21 protein-coding genes and 2 tRNA genes are annotated in these 21,642 nt (G+C 61.9%); 13 read left to right on the forward strand and 10 right to left on the reverse strand.

Going from position 1 to position 21,642, the window contains the following annotated elements:
* Positions 1-195 precede the first annotated feature (195 nt).
* The 4 genes from LOZ77_RS08695 (at position 196) to LOZ77_RS08710 (ending at position 2,899) form a co-directional block, all read left to right on the forward strand.
* Positions 196-1,941, forward strand: coding sequence for a histidine kinase dimerization/phospho-acceptor domain-containing protein (locus LOZ77_RS08695; RefSeq protein WP_230281724.1), 1,746 nt, complete (start codon positions 196-198; stop codon positions 1,939-1,941).
* A gap of 73 nt (positions 1,942-2,014) precedes the next feature.
* Positions 2,015-2,090, forward strand: a tRNA-Ile gene (locus LOZ77_RS08700).
* Between the two features lie 23 nt (positions 2,091-2,113).
* Positions 2,114-2,190, forward strand: a tRNA-Pro gene (locus LOZ77_RS08705).
* A gap of 145 nt (positions 2,191-2,335) precedes the next feature.
* Entirely contained in the window at positions 2,336-2,899 is a 564-nt protein-coding gene (locus LOZ77_RS08710) for a superoxide dismutase family protein (protein ID WP_230281725.1), read from the forward strand.
* A gap of 64 nt (positions 2,900-2,963) precedes the next feature.
* Here the strand turns inward: LOZ77_RS08710 and LOZ77_RS08715 are convergent, their stop codons facing one another.
* Positions 2,964-4,358: a M20/M25/M40 family metallo-hydrolase gene (locus LOZ77_RS08715; protein ID WP_230281726.1), complete on the reverse strand. Its 1,395-nt coding sequence runs from the start codon at positions 4,356-4,358 to the stop codon at positions 2,964-2,966.
* A 179-nt stretch (positions 4,359-4,537) separates the two neighbouring features.
* On the opposite strand from LOZ77_RS08715, the gene ettA reads away from it, so the two are divergent.
* A complete protein-coding gene (gene ettA / locus LOZ77_RS08720; protein WP_230281727.1) occupies positions 4,538-6,211 on the forward strand; it encodes an energy-dependent translational throttle protein EttA in 1,674 nt (557 codons plus the stop codon).
* Between the two features lie 14 nt (positions 6,212-6,225).
* On the forward strand, positions 6,226-6,474 hold the full coding sequence (locus LOZ77_RS08725; protein ID WP_370638074.1) for an acylphosphatase: 249 nt from the start codon (positions 6,226-6,228) through the stop codon (positions 6,472-6,474).
* A gap of 10 nt (positions 6,475-6,484) precedes the next feature.
* Here the strand turns inward: LOZ77_RS08725 and LOZ77_RS08730 are convergent, their stop codons facing one another.
* Positions 6,485-7,750, reverse strand: a complete 1,266-nt coding sequence (locus tag LOZ77_RS08730) for a chloride channel protein (protein WP_230281815.1) — start codon at positions 7,748-7,750, stop codon at positions 6,485-6,487.
* Between the two features lie 333 nt (positions 7,751-8,083).
* On the opposite strand from LOZ77_RS08730, the gene LOZ77_RS08735 reads away from it, so the two are divergent.
* Together LOZ77_RS08735 and LOZ77_RS08740 are read left to right on the forward strand one after the other, a co-directional pair.
* Complete coding sequence (locus LOZ77_RS08735; protein ID WP_230281728.1) at positions 8,084-9,109, forward strand: RcnB family protein; 1,026 nt, start codon at positions 8,084-8,086, stop codon at positions 9,107-9,109.
* Between the two features lie 200 nt (positions 9,110-9,309).
* Positions 9,310-9,984: a 2OG-Fe(II) oxygenase gene (locus LOZ77_RS08740; RefSeq protein ID WP_230281729.1), complete on the forward strand. Its 675-nt coding sequence runs from the start codon at positions 9,310-9,312 to the stop codon at positions 9,982-9,984.
* On the opposite strand, the gene LOZ77_RS08745 is transcribed toward LOZ77_RS08740, so the two are convergent.
* Both LOZ77_RS08745 and LOZ77_RS08750 read right to left on the reverse strand, forming a co-directional pair.
* The gene (locus LOZ77_RS08745; RefSeq protein ID WP_230281730.1) at positions 9,981-10,391 is read right to left on the reverse strand and encodes a metallopeptidase family protein; all 411 of its coding nucleotides are present in this window, start codon (positions 10,389-10,391) and stop codon (positions 9,981-9,983) included. The two genes, LOZ77_RS08740 and LOZ77_RS08745, sit on opposite strands and share 4 nt — an antisense overlap.
* Complete coding sequence (locus LOZ77_RS08750; protein WP_230281816.1) at positions 10,388-12,022, reverse strand: lysine--tRNA ligase; 1,635 nt, start codon at positions 12,020-12,022, stop codon at positions 10,388-10,390. Before LOZ77_RS08750 ends, LOZ77_RS08745 begins: the two co-directional genes overlap by 4 nt.
* 425 nt (positions 12,023-12,447) lie before the next feature.
* Here LOZ77_RS08750 and LOZ77_RS08755 point away from each other — a divergent pair, with 425 nt between their 5' ends.
* Both LOZ77_RS08755 and ppk2 read left to right on the forward strand, forming a co-directional pair.
* Positions 12,448-12,876, forward strand: a complete 429-nt coding sequence (locus LOZ77_RS08755) for a hypothetical protein (protein WP_230281731.1) — start codon at positions 12,448-12,450, stop codon at positions 12,874-12,876.
* Between the two features lie 6 nt (positions 12,877-12,882).
* On the forward strand, positions 12,883-13,665 hold the full coding sequence (ppk2, locus tag LOZ77_RS08760) for a polyphosphate kinase 2 (RefSeq protein WP_230281732.1): 783 nt from the start codon (positions 12,883-12,885) through the stop codon (positions 13,663-13,665).
* A gap of 211 nt (positions 13,666-13,876) precedes the next feature.
* Here the strand turns inward: ppk2 and LOZ77_RS08765 are convergent, their stop codons facing one another.
* Positions 13,877-14,083: a hypothetical protein gene (locus LOZ77_RS08765; protein ID WP_230281733.1), complete on the reverse strand. Its 207-nt coding sequence runs from the start codon at positions 14,081-14,083 to the stop codon at positions 13,877-13,879.
* Positions 14,084-14,259: 176 nt separating this feature from the next.
* Between LOZ77_RS08765 and LOZ77_RS08770 the strand changes: the two genes are divergently transcribed.
* A complete protein-coding gene (locus tag LOZ77_RS08770; protein WP_169749280.1) occupies positions 14,260-15,609 on the forward strand; it encodes an IS1380 family transposase in 1,350 nt (449 codons plus the stop codon).
* Between the two features lie 103 nt (positions 15,610-15,712).
* Here the strand turns inward: LOZ77_RS08770 and LOZ77_RS08775 are convergent, their stop codons facing one another.
* Both LOZ77_RS08775 and LOZ77_RS08780 read right to left on the reverse strand, forming a co-directional pair.
* Positions 15,713-16,693 (reverse strand): SIR2 family protein, encoded by a 981-nt coding sequence (locus LOZ77_RS08775; protein WP_230281734.1) that lies wholly within the window; start codon positions 16,691-16,693, stop codon positions 15,713-15,715.
* 11 nt (positions 16,694-16,704) lie between these two features.
* On the reverse strand, positions 16,705-17,760 hold the full coding sequence (locus tag LOZ77_RS08780; RefSeq protein WP_230281735.1) for a ribonucleotide-diphosphate reductase subunit beta: 1,056 nt from the start codon (positions 17,758-17,760) through the stop codon (positions 16,705-16,707).
* 402 nt (positions 17,761-18,162) lie between these two features.
* Here LOZ77_RS08780 and LOZ77_RS08785 point away from each other — a divergent pair, with 402 nt between their 5' ends.
* The gene (locus LOZ77_RS08785; protein WP_230281736.1) at positions 18,163-18,384 is read left to right on the forward strand and encodes a hypothetical protein; all 222 of its coding nucleotides are present in this window, start codon (positions 18,163-18,165) and stop codon (positions 18,382-18,384) included.
* 292 nt (positions 18,385-18,676) lie between these two features.
* A complete protein-coding gene (locus tag LOZ77_RS08790; protein WP_230281737.1) occupies positions 18,677-18,895 on the forward strand; it encodes a DUF2171 domain-containing protein in 219 nt (72 codons plus the stop codon).
* A 98-nt stretch (positions 18,896-18,993) separates the two neighbouring features.
* On the opposite strand, the gene LOZ77_RS08795 is transcribed toward LOZ77_RS08790, so the two are convergent.
* From LOZ77_RS08795 to LOZ77_RS08805, 3 genes are read right to left on the reverse strand one after another with little or no spacing between them, the layout of a single operon-like run.
* Positions 18,994-19,293: a polyhydroxyalkanoic acid system family protein gene (locus LOZ77_RS08795; protein ID WP_230281738.1), complete on the reverse strand. Its 300-nt coding sequence runs from the start codon at positions 19,291-19,293 to the stop codon at positions 18,994-18,996.
* Between the two features lie 5 nt (positions 19,294-19,298).
* Positions 19,299-19,763: a PaaI family thioesterase gene (locus tag LOZ77_RS08800; protein ID WP_230281739.1), complete on the reverse strand. Its 465-nt coding sequence runs from the start codon at positions 19,761-19,763 to the stop codon at positions 19,299-19,301.
* A 48-nt stretch (positions 19,764-19,811) separates the two neighbouring features.
* Complete coding sequence (locus LOZ77_RS08805) at positions 19,812-21,617, reverse strand: acyl-CoA dehydrogenase C-terminal domain-containing protein (RefSeq protein ID WP_230281740.1); 1,806 nt, start codon at positions 21,615-21,617, stop codon at positions 19,812-19,814.
* Positions 21,618-21,642 lie beyond the last annotated feature (25 nt).

Below are 21,642 nucleotides of genomic sequence, written 5' to 3' on the forward strand. Positions count from 1 at the left end.
CAATTTTTTAACATCAAGGCAATCGGCGTAAGGGTTGTTCCAGTTTGCAACGTGCCCGCCAACGCAGTTTTGCAATGTTAAGAGTTTGTTTACCTCTTGCGCTGCGGCAGGCAGGCGTGCGTTTCCCCGTCCTGTTTGTCGCACTTTTAGGGCCAGATTCGGGTTCGAGTTCGGGTTCGGGTTTTTGGGGGTTTCATGACACTGGACGATCGCTTGCGCACGGTTCTGGGGGTCGCCGTCGATGGCGAACGTGCCGCGCTTGCGCAGTTTCGCCAGCTTGTCGATTTGTTGGGGTCGGGCGGATCGGTGGCCGATGGCCAGCTGGTAGCATCGGCCTTTCTGCGCCTGTCGGTTCTGTCGCGGCGCCTGCCGGTCGCCGAACGCGTCGCGATCCTGCACGAACCGGGACTGCGCCTGCGAACGGCATCGCTGGTCGCGCAACTATGCGAAGGCGATCCGCTGGTCGCCGAAGCCGCCATCGATTCGGCCGTGCTGGATACCGACGGTTGGGACGCGGTGATACCGATGCTGTCCAACGGCCTGCGCACCCACGCCGAAACCCGCCGCCTGCATGCAAGGGTAGAGGTCGAGGAACCGGCGGCGGCTGATGCGGAGCCGGCTATCGAAGCCGACCCAACGGCCGAACTGGCCACTGCCGAGGCCGCGCCCGTCGCCCCGACCGTTGAAGAGCCCATGCCAATGACGGCGCCCGCCCCTGCGGCAACGCCCGCTCCGGCAGACATCGCGACCGCCGCATGGCGCGCGCCGCGCCCTGCCGCCTCTTCGGGCACCGCCGATATCGCCAGCCTCGTTCAACGGATAGAGGATTACCGCGAACAGCGCGCCAGCCGCGCCGCCGCGATGGGGCTTGCCGGTCCGGTCCGGCCCGCAGAGACGCCGGCCGATATCCGCGTCGCCATGGTCGATTGCCGCATCGGCCCTGACGGCCGCATCGGCTGGGCAGGCACGCTGCCTTCGCTATTGACGGGTATGGGGCTATCCAGCGCAGAGGATGCACAGGCGCGGATCGATGCGCGCTCCGCCACCGCACTGCGGCGGCAACAGGTTGTGCGGTCGGGACAGGTCACGATTGATGGCGCGCAGGCGATCACCGGCAACTGGCGGCTCGACGCCGTACCGCGCTTCGATCAGGCAGGCCGGTTTCTGGGCCATCACGCCCGCCTGACGCGCCAGCCCGAAAAGCGCGACGAGAGCGATCCGCGCGGTGACGAGGTGCGGCAGGCGCTTCACGAATTACGCACGCCTTTGGGCGCGATTCAGGGTTTTGCTGAGATCATCCAGCAGCAATTATTCGGCGACGTGCCCAACCGCTATCGCGCGCAGGCCGCCGATATCGCCGCGGAAAGCGCCCGCCTGTTGGCAGGGCTAGAAGAAGTCGAACGGCTGGTTCGCATGCGCGAAAGCGCCTTTGGCACCGGCGGCAAGGCGATGACCGAAGGGGAAACCGCGCTGGCTGCCCTGTTGGGCCAGCTAGTCGACCAGTTCGCATCCATCGAACAGGGCAATGGCGCGCAATTCGTGCTGGATGCCCCCGGTGCCGATCTGCAAGTGCCGGTCGATACGGACGAAGCGGAAACAATGTTGTGGCGTTTGCTGGCCACCTTGTCGGCGGCCTCTGCTGCGGGTGAGCGGCTGGAGGTGGTGTTGAGCGGCGAGAGCTTGGCCGAACTGGCGATCACCCTGCCCCGCGCACTGCGTGGTACCGCTTTGTTCGATGCCGATGTGGGGATCAGCGAACGCGGCGAACCGCTACTGGGCATGCTGGGCGCGGGCTTTGCGCTGCGCCTCGTCGCCGCAGAGGTTCGCGCAGCAGGCGGCAGTTTCAGTCATGACGACGAATATGTAATGCTGCGCCTGCCCATCGCGCGCCCGGACGCATTTGATCATGTCGGCGCCAGCCGAAATGCCAGCGCTGCCTGAACCGGAAATTTCATGTCAGCCCGACCATTGGCTTGCCAAGCCAAAACTCTGCGGCTAACCGCCTTGGCGCGATGGGCCTGTAGCTCAGCGGTTAGAGCTGGCCGCTCATAACGGCTAGGTCGCGGGTTCGAATCCTGCCGGGCCCACCATCCGCCTTTGCAGGCATCAGCGTCGGGGAGTGGCGCAGTCCGGTAGCGCGCCTGCTTTGGGAGCAGGATGTCGCAGGTTCGAATCCTGTCTCCCCGACCATTTCCTACTTCTCTGATAAGCCACCCCCTCCACAGGTCGCCCTTCCGAGCGGGAACGCCTTTGCTCTATCGGCATTGCACTTGCGAATGGTCTGCCGCATCACCCGATGGCTATTGGCCACTGGCCGAGAAGAAGGAACGATTTCATGACAACCCGATTTGCCGCCACTACCATTCTCGCCAGCGTGGGCGCGCTGGCATTGGCCGCTTGCGGGCAGGAGCCTGCGCCTGCCGATACCGAAACCGAAATGCCGGTCGAGGAAGTGGCCACGCAAACCGCAACGGCTGTTCTGAAAGACGCCGAAGGAAATGAAGTCGGCACCGTGACGGCCACAGGGCACGACGATATGCTAATGATCTCGGTCAGCGCGAGCGGCCTGCCCGAGGGCGAGCATGGCGCGCATATCCACCAGACGGGCGATTGTTCGGCCAGCGATTTCACCAGCGCGGGCGGCCATTGGAATCCCACCGATGCCAATCACGGCAGCGAAAGCGAAGCGCCCAATCCGCATGCAGGCGATTTGCCCAATCTGACCATCGCCGCCGATGGCACCGGTTCGATGGAAGGCACTTCGACGGGCAGCTTTGCGGGTCTGATGGATGAGGACGGATCGGCCTTTATCATCCATGCCGATCCCGACGATTACAAAACGCAGCCCACCGGCAATGCGGGCGCGCGGCTTGCCTGCGGCGTGTTCACCGCAAGTTGATCCGCGCATCCACTGTATAAGAACAAAAGGGCCGGCCTTGCGTAAAGGCCGGCCCTCTTTTGCATCATTCCGCCGCCAATTCACCCGGCGCGTTGGCCAGCAGCGCGACCGTAGCTGTCCACGCCGCCACGTTCTGGCGCAACTGCGCCGGATCGATCTTGTCCAAAGTATCGTCGGGCGTGTGGTGCAAATCGAAATAGCGGGTGCCGTCCTGCTGCAAATCGATAACCGTCGGTTCGACTGCCGCTACGATCGCGCCGGTATCCGCACCGCCCGTCGCGGGCTGCGTACCGCGAACGACACCCATTGGCGCAAGCAAGGCGGCCAGCCGGTCGGCCAGCGGCTTGCCAAGGCGGGTGCTATCGACACGCCAAACCTTGTCAGCGCCGAAGTCGCTCTCCATCGCAAAGGCATGCGCCTCGTCCTTGTGCGCCGCGCCATAGGCCTTGCCGCCGAACACGCCCACTTCCTCGGCCCCTGCGAACAACAGGCGGATCGTGCGGCGCGGCTTGCCCATGGCGGCCACGCGCTTGGCGGCGGCGGCAATGATCCCGCAGCCCGCGCCATCATCGAACGCGCCCGTCGCCAGATCCCAGCTGTCCAGATGGCATGCCAGCAAAGCCACGCCCGCCTTGGGGTCGCTGCCCGGAATCTCGGCAATCACATTGCCGCTGGTCGTCTCGCCCAGATTGCGCGGGGTCAGTACCAGTTTCAGCATCAGCGGCTTACCGGCCGCGCCCGCACGCTGCGCCATACGTTCCAGATTTTCGGCGTCGGGCAGCGATAGCGCACCAGCCGGAATCGGCGGTTGCCCTTCGTCCCACGTGGTGCCGCCTGCATGCGGATTGCGGTGGTGGTCGGTGCCGATGGACTTGATCACGATGGCCGAGGCCCCCTTGCGCGCCGCCAGTGCCGGACCGGTCCACCGCGCGGGACCGGCAAGCCCGTAACCCGAACCGTCCTGCGTCGGCTTCATCCCATGCGAGATATAGGCAATCTTGCCGCCAAGGCTGCCATCGGGCACCGCCTCCAGCGCCGCGCGCGAAGCGAATACGGCCACCTCACCGGTCAGCCCCTCGGCACCGGTCGAAGCACTATTGCCCAGTGCGGTGACATGCATCGGCTGCGGATAAGGGGATACGATCTCGGCCTCTTCCTCTCCGCGCACCCATGTCTGCATGGAAAAGGCCTCGTCCCGGACATTGGCGAAACCCTGCGCCTTCAGCCACGCCATTGCCCACTTGCGCCCGCGCGCCTCGTCCTCGGTCCCCGCCATCCGCGGACCGATTTCGGTGGTGATGCCTTCCACGAAATCCCATGCCACATCGTCATTGGCCAAAGCTTCGTCCCGTGCGGCGGCGATTTCCGCATCGGGCGCGGATTGCGCCAGCGCGGGGCCAGCGGCAAGAGTGGATACGCTGGCGGAAAGCGCGGCAAGCGCGAGGAGCTTTTTCTGCATGGGCAAATTGCTAATGCCCCCGCCCCCGCCTGTCGAGCCGCCAAAAGACGCATTTCCCCGTCAGTGGCGCAAGTTTACCGGTCGAGGGCACTGGCGGCGCTAACCGCTTGCCCGAAGCGGCCGCATTCCCTATCTGCGCGGCAACTCTTCCGAACACCATTCGTCACGAAGGACGCCCGATGGCCGCCCAATACGCATATGTCATGAAGGACATGACAAAGACCTTCCCCGGCGCGCAAAAGCCGGTGCTCTCGAACATCAACCTGCAATTCTATCAGGGTGCCAAGATCGGCATCGTCGGCCCCAATGGTGCGGGTAAGTCGACGCTGATCAAGATCATGGCCGGCATCGACAAGGATTTTCAGGGCGAGGCCTGGGCCGGTGAGAATATCACTGTCGGCTATCTTGAGCAGGAGCCCGAGCTGGACCCGACCAAGACCGTTCTGGAAAACGTCAAGGACGGCGCGCGCGAAACCGCCGACATGGTCGAACGTTTCAACGCCATCGGCATGGAAATGGCCGAGGAAGACGCCGATTTCGACGCGCTGGGCGCCGAGATGGCCGAGCTTCAGGACAAGATCGACGCGGTCGATGGCTGGACCCTCGACAACCAGCTCGAGATCGCGATGGAGGCCCTGCGCTGCCCTCCCGGCGACTGGCCGGTGACCGATCTGTCGGGCGGTGAAAAGCGCCGCGTGGCATTGACCCGCCTGCTGATCCAGAAGCCTTCGATCCTGCTGCTCGACGAACCGACCAACCACCTCGACGCGGAATCCGTCGAATGGCTCGAAAACCACCTCAAGGAATATGCCGGTGCGGTGCTTATGATCACCCACGACCGCTACTTCCTCGACAATGTGGTGGGCTGGATCCTCGAACTCGATCGCGGAAAGTACTTCCCGTACGAGGGCAATTACTCGACCTATCTGGAAAAGAAGGCCAAGCGCCTTGCTCAGGAAGAGCGTGAGGAAAGCGGACGTTCCAAGGCTCTCAAAGAAGAGCTGGAGTGGATCCGCCAGACGCCTGCCGCCCGCCAGACCAAGTCCAAGGCGCGTATCCGCAAGTTCGAAGCCCTGCAGGACGCGCAGGCCGACCGCCGCCCCGGCAAGGCCCAGATCGTTATCCAGGTGCCCGAACGTCTTGGAGGCAAGGTGATCGAGGCGAAGAACATCTCGAAAGCCTATGGCGACAAGCTTCTGTTCGAAGATTTGTCCTTCATCCTGCCGCCGGGCGGTATCGTCGGCGTGATCGGTCCGAACGGCGCGGGTAAGTCCACGCTCTTCAAGATCCTGACCGGCAAGGAAACGCCCGATAGCGGCAGCGTGGAGATCGGCTCGACCGTGCATCTCGGCTTCGTCGACCAGAGCCGCGACCACCTTAACGACAAGAACAATGTCTGGGAGGAAATCTCGGACGGCCTCGACTATATGAAGGTCAACGGCCACGACATGTCGACCCGCGCCTATGTCGGCGCGTTCAACTTCAAGGGCGCGGACCAGCAGAAGAACGTCGGCAAGCTGTCGGGCGGTGAACGCAACCGCGTCCACATGGCCAAGATGCTGAAGGAGGGTGGCAACGTCCTCCTGCTCGACGAACCGACCAACGACCTTGACGTCGAAACGCTCGCGGCATTGGAAGACGCGATCGAGAACTTTGCCGGTTGCGCCGTGGTCATCTCGCACGACCGCTTCTTCCTCGACCGTCTGGCGACGCACATTCTCGCCTTCGAGGGCAACAGCCATGTCGAATGGTTCGAAGGCAACTTCGAAGCCTATGAAGAAGACAAGCGCCGCCGTCTGGGCGATGCGGCGGACCGTCCGACGAAACTTCAGTACAAGAAGCTGACGCGCTGATCGCGCGAAAGCTGATCTGCCACGGAAAGGTCCAGGGCGTATTCTATCGCAACTGGACCGTTTCCACCGCACGCGGGCTTGGCCTGACCGGCTGGGTCCGCAATCGCGACGACGGAACGGTCGAGGCGGTGTTGGAAGGCGATGATACGGCGGTCGAAGCCATGATCGCCGCCATGCACGACGGCCCGCCCCGCTCGCGGGTCGACGGCATCGAATGTGAAGCGGTAGAGGCCATGGGCTTCACCAGTTTCGAACGCCGGTAATTTTCAAAAGCTAGGCGGCAGGCTCGCCGCGTTTTACCTTGCCCTCTGCCTTCGACAGGATGGAGCGCGGAAGGAAGTCGCGCGCCAGCTCGTGATAAAGGCGCTTGCGGCAGACCATCGAACCGGCCCAGTCGCCGATCAGTGCCGTGGCGAACAAGGGCAGGATCGCATGGCTGCTGCCAGTCGCCTCGCTCAGGATGATGACCGCGGTCAGAGGCGCGCGCACCACGCCGGTGAAATAGCCCGCCATACCCAGCAGCACGATCAGCCCTGCCCGCTCGGTCGGGAACAGCGGGGCCATCAATTCCCCGAAACCGGCGCCGACTGCCAGCGATGGGGCGAATATGCCGCCCGCGATGCCGCTGGCACTGGTCGCCAATGTCGCGGCGAATTTCGCTGGGCCGTACCATAGCGGCCCGCCCTCGCCCTCCAGCATGGCGCGGGTCGGTTCATAGCCGGTGCCCGCGGTCAGCCCGCCGCTCGCCAGCCCCAGCAGCGCCACGATCAGCCCGCAGACCAGCGCGGTCAGCAAGGGGCGCGCCTTCAGCTTTGCCGCCAGTGTCGAACCCGGCCCCCGCAACGCCAGCATGGCTCGCGTGAACAGCCCGCCCAGCACGCCGCCGACAATCCCCGCCAGCGGTGCGGCGATCAGCACCGTTTCGATCGAGAGCCCGCCGCCCATCTGCCCGAAATAGACGTAATTGCCTGCCAGACCCTGCGCCGTCAGACCCGAGATCATCACCGCCCCCATCACCAGCACGGCGACACGCTGTTCATAGGCGACGGCCAGTTCCTCGATCGCAAAGGCAATCCCCGCAAGCGGTGTGTTGAACGCCGCCGCCACGCCCGCCGCGCCGCCCGCAATAAGCACACCCGGTGTCATCGGCACCCGCAACAGGCGATGAACCGCCACCATGATCGCCGCACCCAGCTGTACCGTCGGCCCTTCGCGTCCCACCGCTCCGCCGCCTGCCAATGCGCCCAAGGTCAGGAAAATCTTGCCCACCGCCGAACGCACCGACACCAGCGCGCGCGCTGCGCGACCGCGCGGTTGGCGACTGGCGGCGATCACTTGCGGAATGCCCGATCCGCGCGCTTCGGGCGCGAGGCGGGATTCCACCAGCGTGATGCCGACGAAGATTGCGGGCGTCAGAACCAGCGGGATGAACGGGTTGATATCCCGCACGCGCATGAACAGGACATGCGCCGCATCGGCGGCATGGGCGAATAATATGGCGATCACGCCGACCAGCACCGCGCCGATCAACGTTGCCATCCGCCGGCCCCATTCGCGGCGGCTGATCAGCAGTTCGGTAAGATGGTCCGGCAAAAGGCGGCCGGACGGCCGGTTGCGCAACATGCAAGCTCACCTATGGACCCCGCGCCGAGTCGTCCACCCCGCGTTCGCCCAAAACTGCCCGTGCCTTGCGTTGCCGCCATGCTGTTCAGAAAACTTGCTAGATGAATGAATGGCTGCAGGCCGGTTCAGACTTGCGACAGACGGTTACATTTAGACATCGACCCATAGCAAAAGGCGCGAGGCAACCGGCACCGGCACCCCCCGCCCATTCGGTAACTTTCGGAGAATGCCATGATTAGGGTTGAGAGCTTGAAGAAGCTGACCGGTCTGGCGCTGGCGACCACCATGCTGGCCGGCGCGCCGGTCGCACAGGCCGCGGAAACGCGCATTGCACAACAGGCCGCCACGCAGGCTGGCAGCCCGCTGCTGCCCGTCGCGGGCTATGCCGAGGCGCAGGACCGCAACAGCCGCAGCAATAGCGCGTGGCAACGCGCCAAACAGAACGCGCAAAGCAGGCAATCATCGAACCGCCAGTCGTCTAACCGCCAGTCGTCGAGCAGGCAGCGCAGCGAGCCGCGCGGACATTCGAGCCAGGCGCGCCCTGCCAACACGCAAAAATCGTCGAACCGTCAGGCTTCGACCCAGCGCGCACAGGACCGGCCCGCCACCCGCTCTGGCAGTCAATCGATGTGGCAACCGCGTTCGGCCGCAAATCGCCCCGACACACGTCCCGCGCAGAGCAACAATGATCGCAACCGCAGCTATTCGGACCAGAACCGCAACCGCAGCTATGCCGATCGTGGATCGGACCGAGACCGCAATGAGTATCGCAATCGCGACGGCGACCGTGACCGAGACCGGAATTATGACCGGAACCGCGAACGCAGCGATCGCGACCGGTATGATCGCAACCGTAACGACCGGGACCGTAACGACCGCAACCGCTATGACAATGACCGTCGCGATAATGATCGCTGGCGTGGCAACGACCGGAACCGTCATGCCGATTATCGCAAGGATTATCGCCGGTGGGACCGCAATTGGCGTCACAACAACCGGTATAACTGGCATAACTATCGGTCGTACAACCGGAACATCTATCGCGTCGGCGCGTATTATGTGCCCTATCGCAACTGGAGCTATCGCCGGATCAGCATCGGTTTCACGCTAGGGTCGCTGTTCTACGGCTCGCGGTACTGGATCAACGATCCGTGGCGCTATCGCTTGCCGGAAGTGTACGGCCCCTATCGCTGGGTCCGTTACTACGACGATGTCCTGCTGGTCGATATGTACAGCGGACAGGTCGTGGACGTGATCTATGATTTCTTCTGGTAGGGCCAAGAGGGTCGCAGCCCTTATCTCGCAAGGGATGGCCTGACAGAAGCGGGGCCCCTGTCCGAACGGTGCTGTCTGGCGGCGGCGCTGACGGGCGGGGGCCCTTGCCGGTATGGCCGCATATTGATTGCAACCCGTTCGATGTGCTTTAGCAGGCAGCGATCCACCCCTCCCCCGACGGATGTCTGCATAGGCTGACCATGGCCAGAATCTCGAAAATCGACGAAACGAACCGCAAGCAATTGCAAGCGATGAACAGCGCCACGCTGGCACGCATCCGCGCGGATGACAGTGTGCAGGTGCTTTGTGACGAGGGGTTGCAGCTTTTCGGCATTCCCGACTTCTTCTCGCCCGAGGAATGCGAACGGCTGATGCGCATGATCGACATGGTCGCACGCCCTTCACCGGTTTTCGAGATCGACTACGGGCGGCAGGCGCGCACCAGCTTCTCGGGCGACCTCAACCACAATGACCCGTTCGTGCGCAGCCTTCACCGGCGCATGGACGATCTGCTGGGCGTCGACGAGCAATTCGGCGAAACCCTGCAGGGCCAGCGTTACGAGGTCGGTCAGGAATTCAAGCCGCATCACGACTGGTTCGACACCAGCCAGGACTACTGGAAGGGCGAAGTCGCCAGCGGCGGACAGCGTGCATGGACGCTGATGGTCTATCTGAACGAAGTCGAGGAAGGCGGAAACACCGATTTCCCCAAGGCCAATGTATCGATCCCGCCGCAACCCGGCACGCTGGTCATGTGGAGCAATGTGCTGGCCGATGGCAAACCGAACATGGATACGCTGCACGCCGGCACGCCGGTGATGAAGGGCGTCAAATATGTGGTGACCCGCTGGTATCGCGGGCGGAAATGGTTCTAATCCGGCGCGCTGTCTTCCAGCGCGTGCATGTCATCGTCTGACAGGCCGAAGTGGTGGCCGATTTCATGGACCACCACATGGAAGATAAGCGCATCCAGCCTGCCGCCGCTTTCGATCCATTCGGCAAGCAGCGGCAGGCGGAACAGCGTAACGATGGGCGGCATCGCGCCGCTGTCCCATATCGACTGCTCGTCAAGCGGGCGGCCGTGATACAGACCGGTCAGTTCCCAGGGGTTTTCGATCTCCAGCTCGGCCAGCACATCCTCATCCGCGAAATCGGCGATTTGAACGACCACCCCTTCGACATGCGGTTTGAACGCATCGGGCAGCCGTGCCATTGCAGCCAGCGCCAGCGCCTCCAGATCGGCGGCGCCGGGCGGTTCGCCGCCGATGCGCCCGTCCGTCACGCCCGCTCCAGCGCCTCGGCAATCAGGCGGCGGCTGTTTGCTACGCCGTAAAGCGCGATAAAGCTGCCCATGCGCGGTCCCTGTGACGACCCCAGCAGCGTTTCGTACAGCGCCTTGAACCAGTCGCGCAGATTGCCGAAACTGAACTCTTCGCGCTTGCCGATCTCGTAAACCGCGGTCTGCAAATCTTCCGCCGGTGTATCCTCCGCGAACGCGGCCAGCGCTTCGTCCAGCGCTTTCAATGCCTCCGCCTCGTTCGCTTGCGGGGCGCGGCGGTGCAGCGTGGGGGCAACGAATGCGTTGTTATAGGCCAGCGCCGAGGTCACCAGCGCGTCCAGCGCCGGATGGGCCGCAGGATCGGCATTCGCGACATAATTGCCAAGATAGGCCCAGACCTGTTCGCGCGTGGCATCGGCGCCCAGCACGCCCACCAGATTGAGCAGCAACCCATAGGTCACCGGCAGGCTGTCGCCCGCGCCCGGCGGCAATCCGTTCTGCCCCGCATGACCGCCATTCGCGCCCAGCAAATGCCATGCCGGATTGCCCAGCTGCTGTTCCACCGGCTGTTCGGGCAGCTTTTCGCGGAACTGCCAATATTCGTCCACCGCCCGCGGGATCACGCCTACATGCAATTGCTTGGCGCTTTTGGGATTGGCGTAGAGATAATGACCAAGGCTCTCTTCGGTCCCGTATTGCAGCCATTCCTCGATCGTCAGCCCGTTGCCCTTGGACTTTGAAATCTTCTCGCCATTCGCGTCGAGGAACAGCTCGTAGATCATACCCTCGGGCTTACGCCCGCCAAGGATCTTCGCGATCTTGCCCGATTGGGTGACGCTGTCGGTCAGATCCTTGCCGCACATTTCGTAATCCACGCCCAGCGCGACCCAGCGCATCGCCCAGTCGACCTTCCACTGCAGCTTGGACTGTCCGCCCAGGATCGACTGTTCCACCACGCTGCCGTTGCTGTCGGTAAAGCGGATCATGCCCGCGTCGGCATCGACCACTTCGACCGGAACCTGCAGCACCACGCCCGTCGTCGGGCTGACGGGCAGCACCGGCGAATAGGTTGCGCGGCGCTCTTCGCGCAGGGTGGGCAGCATCACGCCCATGATCGCATCGAAATTCCGCAGCACGTTCTTCAACGCATCGTCGAATTCGCCCGAATTATAGCGGTCACTGGCCGCGACGAATTCATAATCGAACCCGAAACGGTCCAGAAATTCGCGCAGCATCGCATTGTTGCGCCCGCCGAAACTGTCGTTGCTGCCGAACGGGTCGGGAATGCGCGACAGCGGCATGCCCAGATGTTCGGTCAGCATCTCCTTGTTCGGCACGTTGTCGGGCACCTTGCGCAGCCCGTCCATGTCGTCCGAAAACGCCACCAGCCTTGTCGGATGCCCGCCCGTCAGCACTTCATAGGCGCGGCGCACGAATGTGGTCCGCAGCACTTCCTGAAACGTGCCGATATGCGGCAGGCCGCTGGGGCCGTATCCGGTTTCGAACAGCACCGGCACCAGATTGCCTTCGGCATCGCGCTTTCCATCGGGAAAACGTTTGGCCAGCCTCTGCGCCTCTTGAAAGGGCCAGGCCTTGGAGTTCGCGGCTGCTTCGCGCAGCTGATCGGCAATCATCGTGTCCATGGCGCGGCACTTGCGGGAAACCGGCCCGAATCGCAAGGGCCAGCACGCGCATCCCGCCCTGTTTTCGCCGCAATCATGTCCGGATCGTTTCTGCTTCGTGAACCGCAGATAAACCGGCGATAAACCGCAGATGAACGCCTTCCGACCGGCGATTGTGCTGCACGATCTGCCGCTTCGCCGCTGGGCGGGGCGGGGTTTCGCACCCATATTGCCATTCGAGACCCGATGAAGGCAGCGCATGCCGACATCGCGATCAAGAAAGGCCGGATGGTCCGCACTCAGTCCCCCTCCCCCCTTGTGCGACGCCATCCGGCCAAATTCTCCTGAACCTCGTTAATAACCCCTGTTGAGCGCTTTCCACTTTCGCCTAGAGTGGCGTCCATCTTGGCGGGAAATCAGCGAAAGGGTTTCGAACTATGCGCGCTTTGCTTGTGATGATGGCCGGCACCTTGCTGCCCGCCGCGCTTTCGGGTTGCATGGCCTATAACGATGGCGGGGCAGAGCCTGCGATCCCGCCTGCGCCGACCTGCCCTGCCGAGACGAAGGAATGGACCGCGTTCATCAACGCGATGCCCGGGCCGGACGCGCAACCGACGCTGATCGTTACCGGCAGCGCGCTGGTTCCGGCGGGCACCACCGCCACGCTGACCGCGGGGCCGACCGATCGGGCCATGCCGCCTTCGCAGCGGATCGTGCTGGCGCTGGCATCCTCGCCCGATGCGGCGGGCGGCTGGCAGCAGGTTCGGGCCGAGATCAAGCCCGCGCTGCCACAATATCGCTCTGTCATCGTGGGTTGCGACGGCAATGCGGTGGCGACCATCACCGATATCCAGATCGCGCAGTAAGCGCGCATGGGCGACATCAAAAAATCGGATTATTACGATGCGCTCGACCTGCTGGAGCTGGAGCTGGTCGCCATGGCGCGCTGGGCCAAGGCCAGGGGCGAGCGGATCGTGGTGGTGTTCGAAGGGCGCGACACGGCGGGCAAGGGCGGCGCGATCAAATCGATCGCCGGATGCCTGAACCCGCGCCAGTGCCGGATCGCGGCCCTGCCCAAGCCTTCGGAAGACGAACAGGGCCAGTGGTATTTCCAGCGCTATGTAAAGCATCTGCCCACGGCGGGCGAAATCGTGCTGTTCGACCGCAGCTGGTATAATCGCGCAGGGGTCGAGCGGGTGATGGGCTGGGCCAGCGAGGACGAGGTGGCCAAGTTCTTCCGCGAGGCGCCGGTGTTCGAAAAGCTGCTGGTGGACGACGGGATCAGGCTGTTCAAATATTGGCTAAGCTGCGATCAGGCGCATCAGGAAGAGCGGTTCATGGAACGGCTGAACGATCCGCTGAAACGGTGGAAGCTGTCGCCCACCGATGTCGCGGCGCGGCCCAAATATGCGGATTACACGGCAGCAAGAGAGGCGATTTTCGCCGAGACGCACAGCGGCTGGGCACCGTGGACGATGGTCGATTTCAACGACCAGAAACGCGGACGGCTGACCCTGATCCGCAACCTGCTGGACCGCCTGCCCGACACCGACGTGCCACCCGAACCGATCGAATGGAGCGAGCTGGGCCACGAACCGCTGGGCGAGGATTTCGACCGTCTGGAGCCGATCCCGCCCTTTCCGATGAAGGATTGAGGCGCGGGCGTTCAGCCGCGTTTCGGGTGACAAAGGTGACAGTTGTCACCCTGTCCATAACCCCGCATTTCCCGCAGAATTATGCGGGTTTGCGGCGCTTGGGCGGCAGGTGACACTATGCGACAAAACGCATGAGGTCATGAGGGACGGACAGTGGGAAAGAGCCGGTGTCCGTTATGGCAGGGTGTGGGGGTGTAGGACAGTTGTAAGATCAGACAATCCTATAGCTACCGCCTAACTTTTCTGCGGTAGCCAAATCAATTTCCTTAGACAGTTCCCGATCAAAGTCGTTCATGCCTGATTTGGCACCGTTCTTGATATGAACAACCTCAACCCTGACTTTTCCTCTCTTACCATCTGAACCAATATCAAACCATCGACCAATACTTGACATTCCTTCTAAATCTGAAGGATTCATTATCACTAATTTCCCCTGCCTCTTTGTAGCCATCCAATCACGAATTAGCCCGTCTTATTCACGGGGTTGGCTACGAAGGGTTGGCGGGAGTGGCATAAGCCTCTGATCTGAATTAGGAACTGGGTGTCTACACCGGCCCTGCTGCAGGGCAGAAAATGCCACAGGCCACACCCGCCATGAACGACGATATCGCAAGCCCCTTCCGATTCCCAGCGGTCGACCGCAAGAAAGTCACAGCCGCGTTCGACGGTGGTCGGCTCACTTCGGACGGCGGCGTTCTGTTGCTGTCGCAGGCCGAGCGCGCGATGGGTATCTGCCAGCGGCTTGCGACTTGCATTGCCGATCCGCGCGATCCTGCCCGGGTGATCCATCGCCTCGACGACATCCTGCGTGCCCGCGTGTTCGCGATCGCCTGCGGCTATGAGGATGCCGACGATCTCGATGCCCTGCGCGACGATCCGGGCTTCCGCCTGGCCCTGGGCAAGCTGCCGGGATCGGGCGCGGGGCTGGCCAGCCAACCGACGATGAGCCGGTGGGAGAATGCACCGATCACGCGCGAGTTGGCGAAGATGCTGGCCGCGATGATCGACATCTACTGCGCCAGCTATCCGGCCCCGCCGGCGGCGGTGACGCTGGATATCGATGATACCTGCGATGTCGTCCATGGCTATCAGCAGTTGTCGTTCTGGAATGGTCATCATGGCGAGCGTTGCTTCCTGCCGATCCATGTCTACGACACCGCCACTGGCCGGCCGGTGGCGATGCTGCTGCGCACCGGCAAGACACCGTCTGGTGTTGAAGCTGCCGGTCACATCCGGCGCCTCGTGCGCCACATCCGCCGGCAATGGCCCGAAACGCACATCACCATCCGCGGCGACGGGCACTATGGGCGGCCCGAGGTCATGGCCGTCTGCGAGGGTTGCGGCGTCGACTACGTGTTCGGCCTGCCGACCAACGCCGTGCTACGCGCCGATCCCGAAATCGTCGTTGCCGCCGATGCCTGTGCGGTCAAACGCGCTCAGCGCCAGTACCCGGTCCTGCGCACCTATGCCGAGACCCGCTACGGGGCCAAAAGCTGGAAGTGCCAGCGCCGCGTCGTCGCCCGGATCGAGGCCAGTACGATGGGCATGGACATCCGCTATGTCGTCACTTCGCTGACCGAAGGCTCGGCCGAGCACATCTATGATACGCTCTACTGCGCGCGCGGTCAGGCCGAAAACCTGATCAAGCTGCACAAGACCCAGCTGGCCAGCGATCGCACCTCGTGCCGCTCTCCCAACGCCAATCAGATGCGCCTCATCCTGCACACCGCCGCATACTGGCTCCTGTGGCGCATTCAGCAGGAAATCCCCAAGGCAGCCTCGCTCGCGACCGCCGAGTTCGCAACGTTGCGCCTCAGGCTGCTCAAGGTCGCTGCCCGCGTCATTGAGAGCGCCACTCGCATCCGTGTCGCCTTCGCGTCAGCCTGTCCCGATGCCTCCGTTTTGAAAGCCATCGCCACCAATCTCAGGCCTGCACCTACTTAGGCGGTGCGGCTGTGCCGCCGAACTCCGAGCTCCATTCCATCAACCTCGAAAAGCCCATTGATCCTGACGCGGTGAAAAATGCCGTCGAAGACGCTCGCCCGGACTACGCCGCCAACGTCAGATCAAGGCCCATCCACTTCGCTGCTGCGGCCTCATGAATAAACCGGGTTAGAGCGTTCATGTGAAGATCTTGGAATGAGTAGCCAATTACACCTAACTTTTTTGCCCGTCGTAAATGCTTATTGAACTCGTATCTAATCTGTAAGTAAGGTCCATAATGAACAAGTTTGTCACCTTGCCCACCAAAAATCATTCCCCTTTTGAAAGCGCCTTTTTCTGACATGGTTATTCTGTCACCGTGTTCAAACCAGTTAACTGAACCATGCAATTTTAAAAGCTTAACATCTGATGGATCAAATCTAACAATCCTTCGATCATTCCAAGACGACAATCCATAGTCAAATGAGAATCCACTTCGCATGCAGGCATTCTCTATAAGTTTGTCGTAATTCAATGACCCCAAAGATATGCACTGACGCTCGACAATTCGAACCAATTGCGTGAGATATTCTTGATCTGCACTTTCATCGGTCAAGCAATCAACTAATGCGTTTAAATAATTTCCGAGGAAGGGCTTTGAATTTGCCTCGGATAAAGAATTTTCAATCATTTGAGATAAATCTCGCACCGCGGATCCATCTATAGAAGCGGATCTCCCAAGACGAATATCGAGACCTTGCACGGCTTTTGTGAAAACTTTCTCAAATCTATCCCGATTAAATTCCGCCTTGGGCAATGCATCGTCCCAAGAGTAAACGAACTCGTTTAGCGGGTCATTCTCACGCTCCACGTACCGTTTTAGAGCATCGTATACCTCTTCGATGTTTACTCGATTAAATGGGCTGCCGCCTTGCCTTGCACGCTTCGTAATTAGCTTAGCAATGACGTAAGAGAACAAGCGCGCTTCATTCGGCAATCTAGCAGAAAGCCGTTCGTAAACGCGTTCAGTTAAGCTGAGAGCATCCGGGATGCCTGCATCGACTGATGCGCCAGCTCCAAGCAAGATGACCGTATCTTGCTCCAATTTAGACTATCTCACTCCGCCGCTTCGCTATCCCCGAACAGCCCCGGACCGTCGCTCTCGATGGCGTCGTTGGCGCCGTCGCCCTTCGATGCCTTGCGGCGGTTGTCGAAATTGGCCCAGACGGTGTTCCAGTCGCCCTTGGTCGCGCCCTTGGAATATTCGGTCGCGCGGGTTTCGAAGAAATTGGCGTGCTCCACCCCGTTCAGCAGCGGCGACAGCCACGGCAGCGGGTGTTCTTCCTGCATATAGATCGCAGGCAGGCCAAGCTGGCCCAGACGCCAGTCCGCGATATAGCGGATGTATTTCTTGATTTCCTTGGCGCTCATGCCCGGAACCGGACCCTGTTCGAACGCAAGATCGATGAACGCATCTTCCAGCCGCACGGTTTTCTGGCAGATGTCGATAATGTCTTCCTTGACCGATTTGGTCAGGCAGCCACGTTCGGCGCAGAACGCATGGAACAGGCGCATGATGCCTTCGCAATGCAGCGTTTCGTCGCGCACCGACCATGCGACGATCTGGCCCATGCCCTTCATCTTGTTGAAGCGCGGGAAGTTCATCAGCATCGCAAAGCTGCCGAACAGCTGCAGCCCTTCGGTAAAGCCGCCGAACATGGCGAGGGTGCGGGCGATATCCTCGTCACTGTCGACGCCGAACATCTGCAGATAGTCGTGCTTGTCCTTCAGCTCGGAATATTCGAGGAACATGCCATATTCGCTTTCGGGCATGCCGATGGTGTCGAGCAGGTGCGAATAGGCCGCGATATGCACCGTCTCCATATTGGAGAAGGCGGTCAGCATCATCTTCACCTCGGTCGGTTTGAAGACGCGTCCGTATTTCTCGTGATAGCAGTCCTGCACCTCTACGTCGGCCTGCGTGAAGAAGCGGAAGATCTGCGTCAGCAGATTGCGTTCGTGGTCCGACAGCTTTTGCGCCCAGTCGCGGCAATCCTCGCCCAGAGGCACTTCCTCGGGCAGCCAGTGAAGTTGCTGCTGGCGCTTCCAGAAATCATAGGCCCACGGATATTCGAACGGCTTGTAGGTCTTGCGGGCTTCGAGCAGCGACATGGGCAGCGTGTTCCTTGATTCGTGTGGCCTGTATGGGCGGGGACGGACGATACCGGCGCCTATATCTGGCGTGCGTTTCGCCCGTCCCCTCGCGCGAACCACAATATCTAGCATCAATTGCCCGCCCGCGCGCCCCGCCCGCGGATAGAAAAAACGCTTATCCCCAACTGGACGAAAGCGTGCCGAAAACAGGCGGGATTGTGGCCGTTTCGCGGCGGTTTTGTTGCGGTTTGCGATGCGACGAACCGTTAGTCGCGCTGGCTTGGCATCTGGTCGCAAACCCGTGCGAATATGGCGGGAATCGGGCGGGATTCAAGGAACGGGGGGCGCTTGACCACGTTCTGATTGCAAGCCGCCGCGACGTGTTTCCCCTTCGCGTCGGGCGGCAACCGAAAACAAACGATGGAGAGAGAGAACATGGCGCAGCGCGGCTCTGATCGGGCGGCGGGGAAAGATCCGGCACCGGCGATTAAGGTCACGGCCCCGGCGGTTTCGGCCAAATGCTGGCACGGCGGCAGCTATCTGGGTGCGCCGCCGGTGAATGCGCGGGCCGATCTGGCGCAAGGCGGATGGGGCGCGAAATCGAAAGAGGATGCGGTGCTGCGCTGCCGGTTCTTGGTCTGAAGATTGCGAACATCGGCCCGGACGTTCGGTCCGCCGAGGTCGACCGGAAACAGGACCGACGATCATGCAGATAGTGCATGGCCCTACTGGCGGTTCGGGGCCATGTCTTCCCCTCCCCCACCACAGCGTGCGGGGAGGGGTTTTCTTATGCGCGCAAGGGCTTGGCGTGGAACGCACCGCCACCGTGGAACGAGGCTGACAGGCGACGGGCCGAGGAACGGCGGCGGGGGTCCGCCCGTTACTATTACGAACGTTAAATCAACGGGTTGAACAAGACCCGGAAAGGATATTCATGTTTGAGAAGCTGCGCATCAAGGAGCACATGGAAGTCGCCAATTCGGCCGGTCAGCATGTCGGCACGGTAGACGAGGTCGAGAATGACCGCATCAAGCTGACGAAGTCGGATTCGAGCGACAACATGCACCATTTCATCGCGCTCGACGATGTCGAGAAGATCGACGACAACCGGATCTATCTGAAGGACACCGCGCGCATCCCTGCCGGAGTCTGACGGACCGGACAAAATGCCAGACCGGCCCCGCCGCCATCGCGCGACGGGGCCGGTTGCGTTTGGGTCACCGGATAAGGGCCTTAAATCAGGGCCCTAAATCAGGGCTTGGCCAGCATCTTTTGCGCGCTGACCTTCACGAAATCGCCGATCTGGCCCGACATCATCTTCAGGAAGGCGGGCACGGTCACATCGGCGTCCAGCCGGTCATCCTCGATCAATATGGTCACGGGCACTTTCTGGCCCATCGCATTGATCACAAGGTCAAGCTGGCTGTCCGACACGAATTCCGACGTCAGCGACCCGCCGCCCGGAATATGCTGCTCCAGCTTGGGAAGGCCTGCTTCCAGCCGCCGCCGTGCTTCCTCGCGGCCCAGATCGTGGGGTACCTGTACTTGCATTGTTTCTATCCTTCCTCACCCGTGCCTACCTCACCCGTATCCGCCCGTTTGCGGCGGGGCGACAGCAACAGGGTCGATGTCGCGCTGGCATAGACGCGGTCGTTCGCATCGAACAGCTTCGCCTCTGTATGGGCGACGCGGCTGCCGATGCTGACCACCGTGCCGATGGCGCGGATCGGGCCGGTCTTTTCATGCATCGCGGCATGATAGGAAATCTTCAGTTCCAGCGTGATGCAATCGGTGGGCACTTTCGTGGCCGAATTGGCCGCCAGACCGCACGCGGAATCAAGGATCGTCGCCGCAAAACCGCCATGGACCGTGCCGATCGGGTTATACAGCCTGCGCGAGGGGATCGCGGTGAAGACCACGCGCCCCTCGGCCACTTCGGCCAGATCGATGTCCAGCAGTTCCATCATCGGCGGCCTGATGCCGCGTTCGATCATGGCCCCGATTTCGTCCAGTCCGGTCATCGGCCCAGTCCGGTCATCGGTTTTGCCTTTACCGCCTGTTCCGCCCGATCAGAACTCATCTTCGGTGAACGCCATCATCGATGCCTTGCCCGCGCGGATCGACAGGAACTGCGCGGTCGCCTGCGGCAGGATGCGTTCGAAGAAGAAGGTCGCGGTCTTGATCTTCGTTTCGTAGAACGCCTTATCCTCGCTGCCAAAGAACACTTGCAGACCCGCGATCTTAGTCGCCTTGGCAAAGCAATAGCCCATCGCCACCAGACCCATCAGCCGCAAATATTCGGTCGCCGCCGCACCGGCTTCTTCCGGATCGGCCAGACCCTTTTGCGCGATGGTCGCGGTCGACAATTGCAGCGCGCCGAATGCTTTTTCCAGCGCGTCGATCATCGGCTTCATCGGGCCTTCGCCCTTCGATTCCTCGATGAAATTGGACACGGGATGGAAGAAGCTGCGCAGATTGCGGCCGAAATGCGCGCCCATCTTGCGCCCGACAAGGTCCAGCGCCTGAATGCCGTTGGTGCCTTCGTAAATCTGGGTAATGCGCGCGTCGCGGACATATTGCTCCACCCCGCTTTCGCGGACGTAGCCGTGGCCGCCATAGACCTGCACCGCCAGATTGGCGCTTTCACTGGCCAGATCGGTGAACAGCGCCTTGACCACCGGGGTCATCAGCGCGGTGAATTCCTCCGCCCGCTGGCGCAGTTCGGGATCGGGCGAATGTTTCTGCGCGTCCAGCGCGCGCGACACCCATGCCGACAGCGCGCGGCACCCTTCGTTATAGGCGCGCATCGTCATCAGCATGCGGCGCACATCGGGATGGACGATGATCGGATCGGCGGGCTTGTCGGGATATTTGGTGCCCGACAGGCTGCGCCCCTGCACGCGGTCCTTCGCATACCACACCGCCGACTGATAGGCCGCCTCGCCCACGCCCAGCCCCTGTATGCCGACCGACACGCGTTCGGTGTTCATCATGGTGAACATGGCGGCCAGGCCCTCGTTCGGCTCGCCCACCAGCCAGCCGGTGGATTCGTCGAAATTCATCTGGCAGGTGGCCGATGCCTTCAGGCCCATCTTGTGTTCGATGGCCGCGCATTGCACGCCATTGGCAGGACCGACCGAGCCATCTTCCTTGGGCATGAACTTGGGGACGAGGAACAGGCTGATCCCCTTTACGCCCTTGGGCGCATCGGGCAGCCGCGCCAGCACCAGATGGACGATATTGTCGGTCAGATCATGCTCGCCTGCCGAGATGAAGATCTTGGAGCCGGTGATCTTGTAGCTGCCGTCACCCTGCGGTTCGGCCTTGGTGCGCAGCATGCCCAGATCGGTGCCGCAATGCGGTTCGGTCAGGCACATGGTACCCGACCATTCGCCGCTGACCATGCGGGGCAGCCATTCCTGCTGCATGTCCTTGCTGCCATGCCCCTCGATCGCAGTTGTCGCGCCATGGGTCAGGCCGGGATAGAGGCTGAACGACAGGTTCGCCGAACAGATCATTTCCTCGACCAGCTTGTTCACCGCCTCGGGCAGGCCCTGCCCGCCCCATTCGGGATCGCTGGCAAGCGCTGCCCAGCCGCCTTCGACGAACTGGTCATAGGCTTCCTTGAAACCGGCAGGGGTGCGAACCCTGTTGATCCCATCCGGGCCGTTTTCGTGGGTGCAGCCTTCCTCGTCACCCGAACGGTTCAGCGGCAGCAGCACTTCCTGACAAAGCTTTGCTGCCTCTTCCAGAATGGCGTCGGTCAGATCGCTGTCGAATTCCGCATGGGCAGGCAGATCGCCGAAACCGTCGTCATTATGCAGCTCGTTCAGCACAAAGCGCATGTCGCGCAGCGGAGCATTATAGACTTGCATCTTCTTATCCTCTCGTGACGCGCGA

The sequence above is a fragment of the Croceicoccus sp. Ery15 genome, from assembly GCF_020985305.1.
In the GTDB taxonomy this organism is placed as follows: domain Bacteria; phylum Pseudomonadota; class Alphaproteobacteria; order Sphingomonadales; family Sphingomonadaceae; genus Croceicoccus.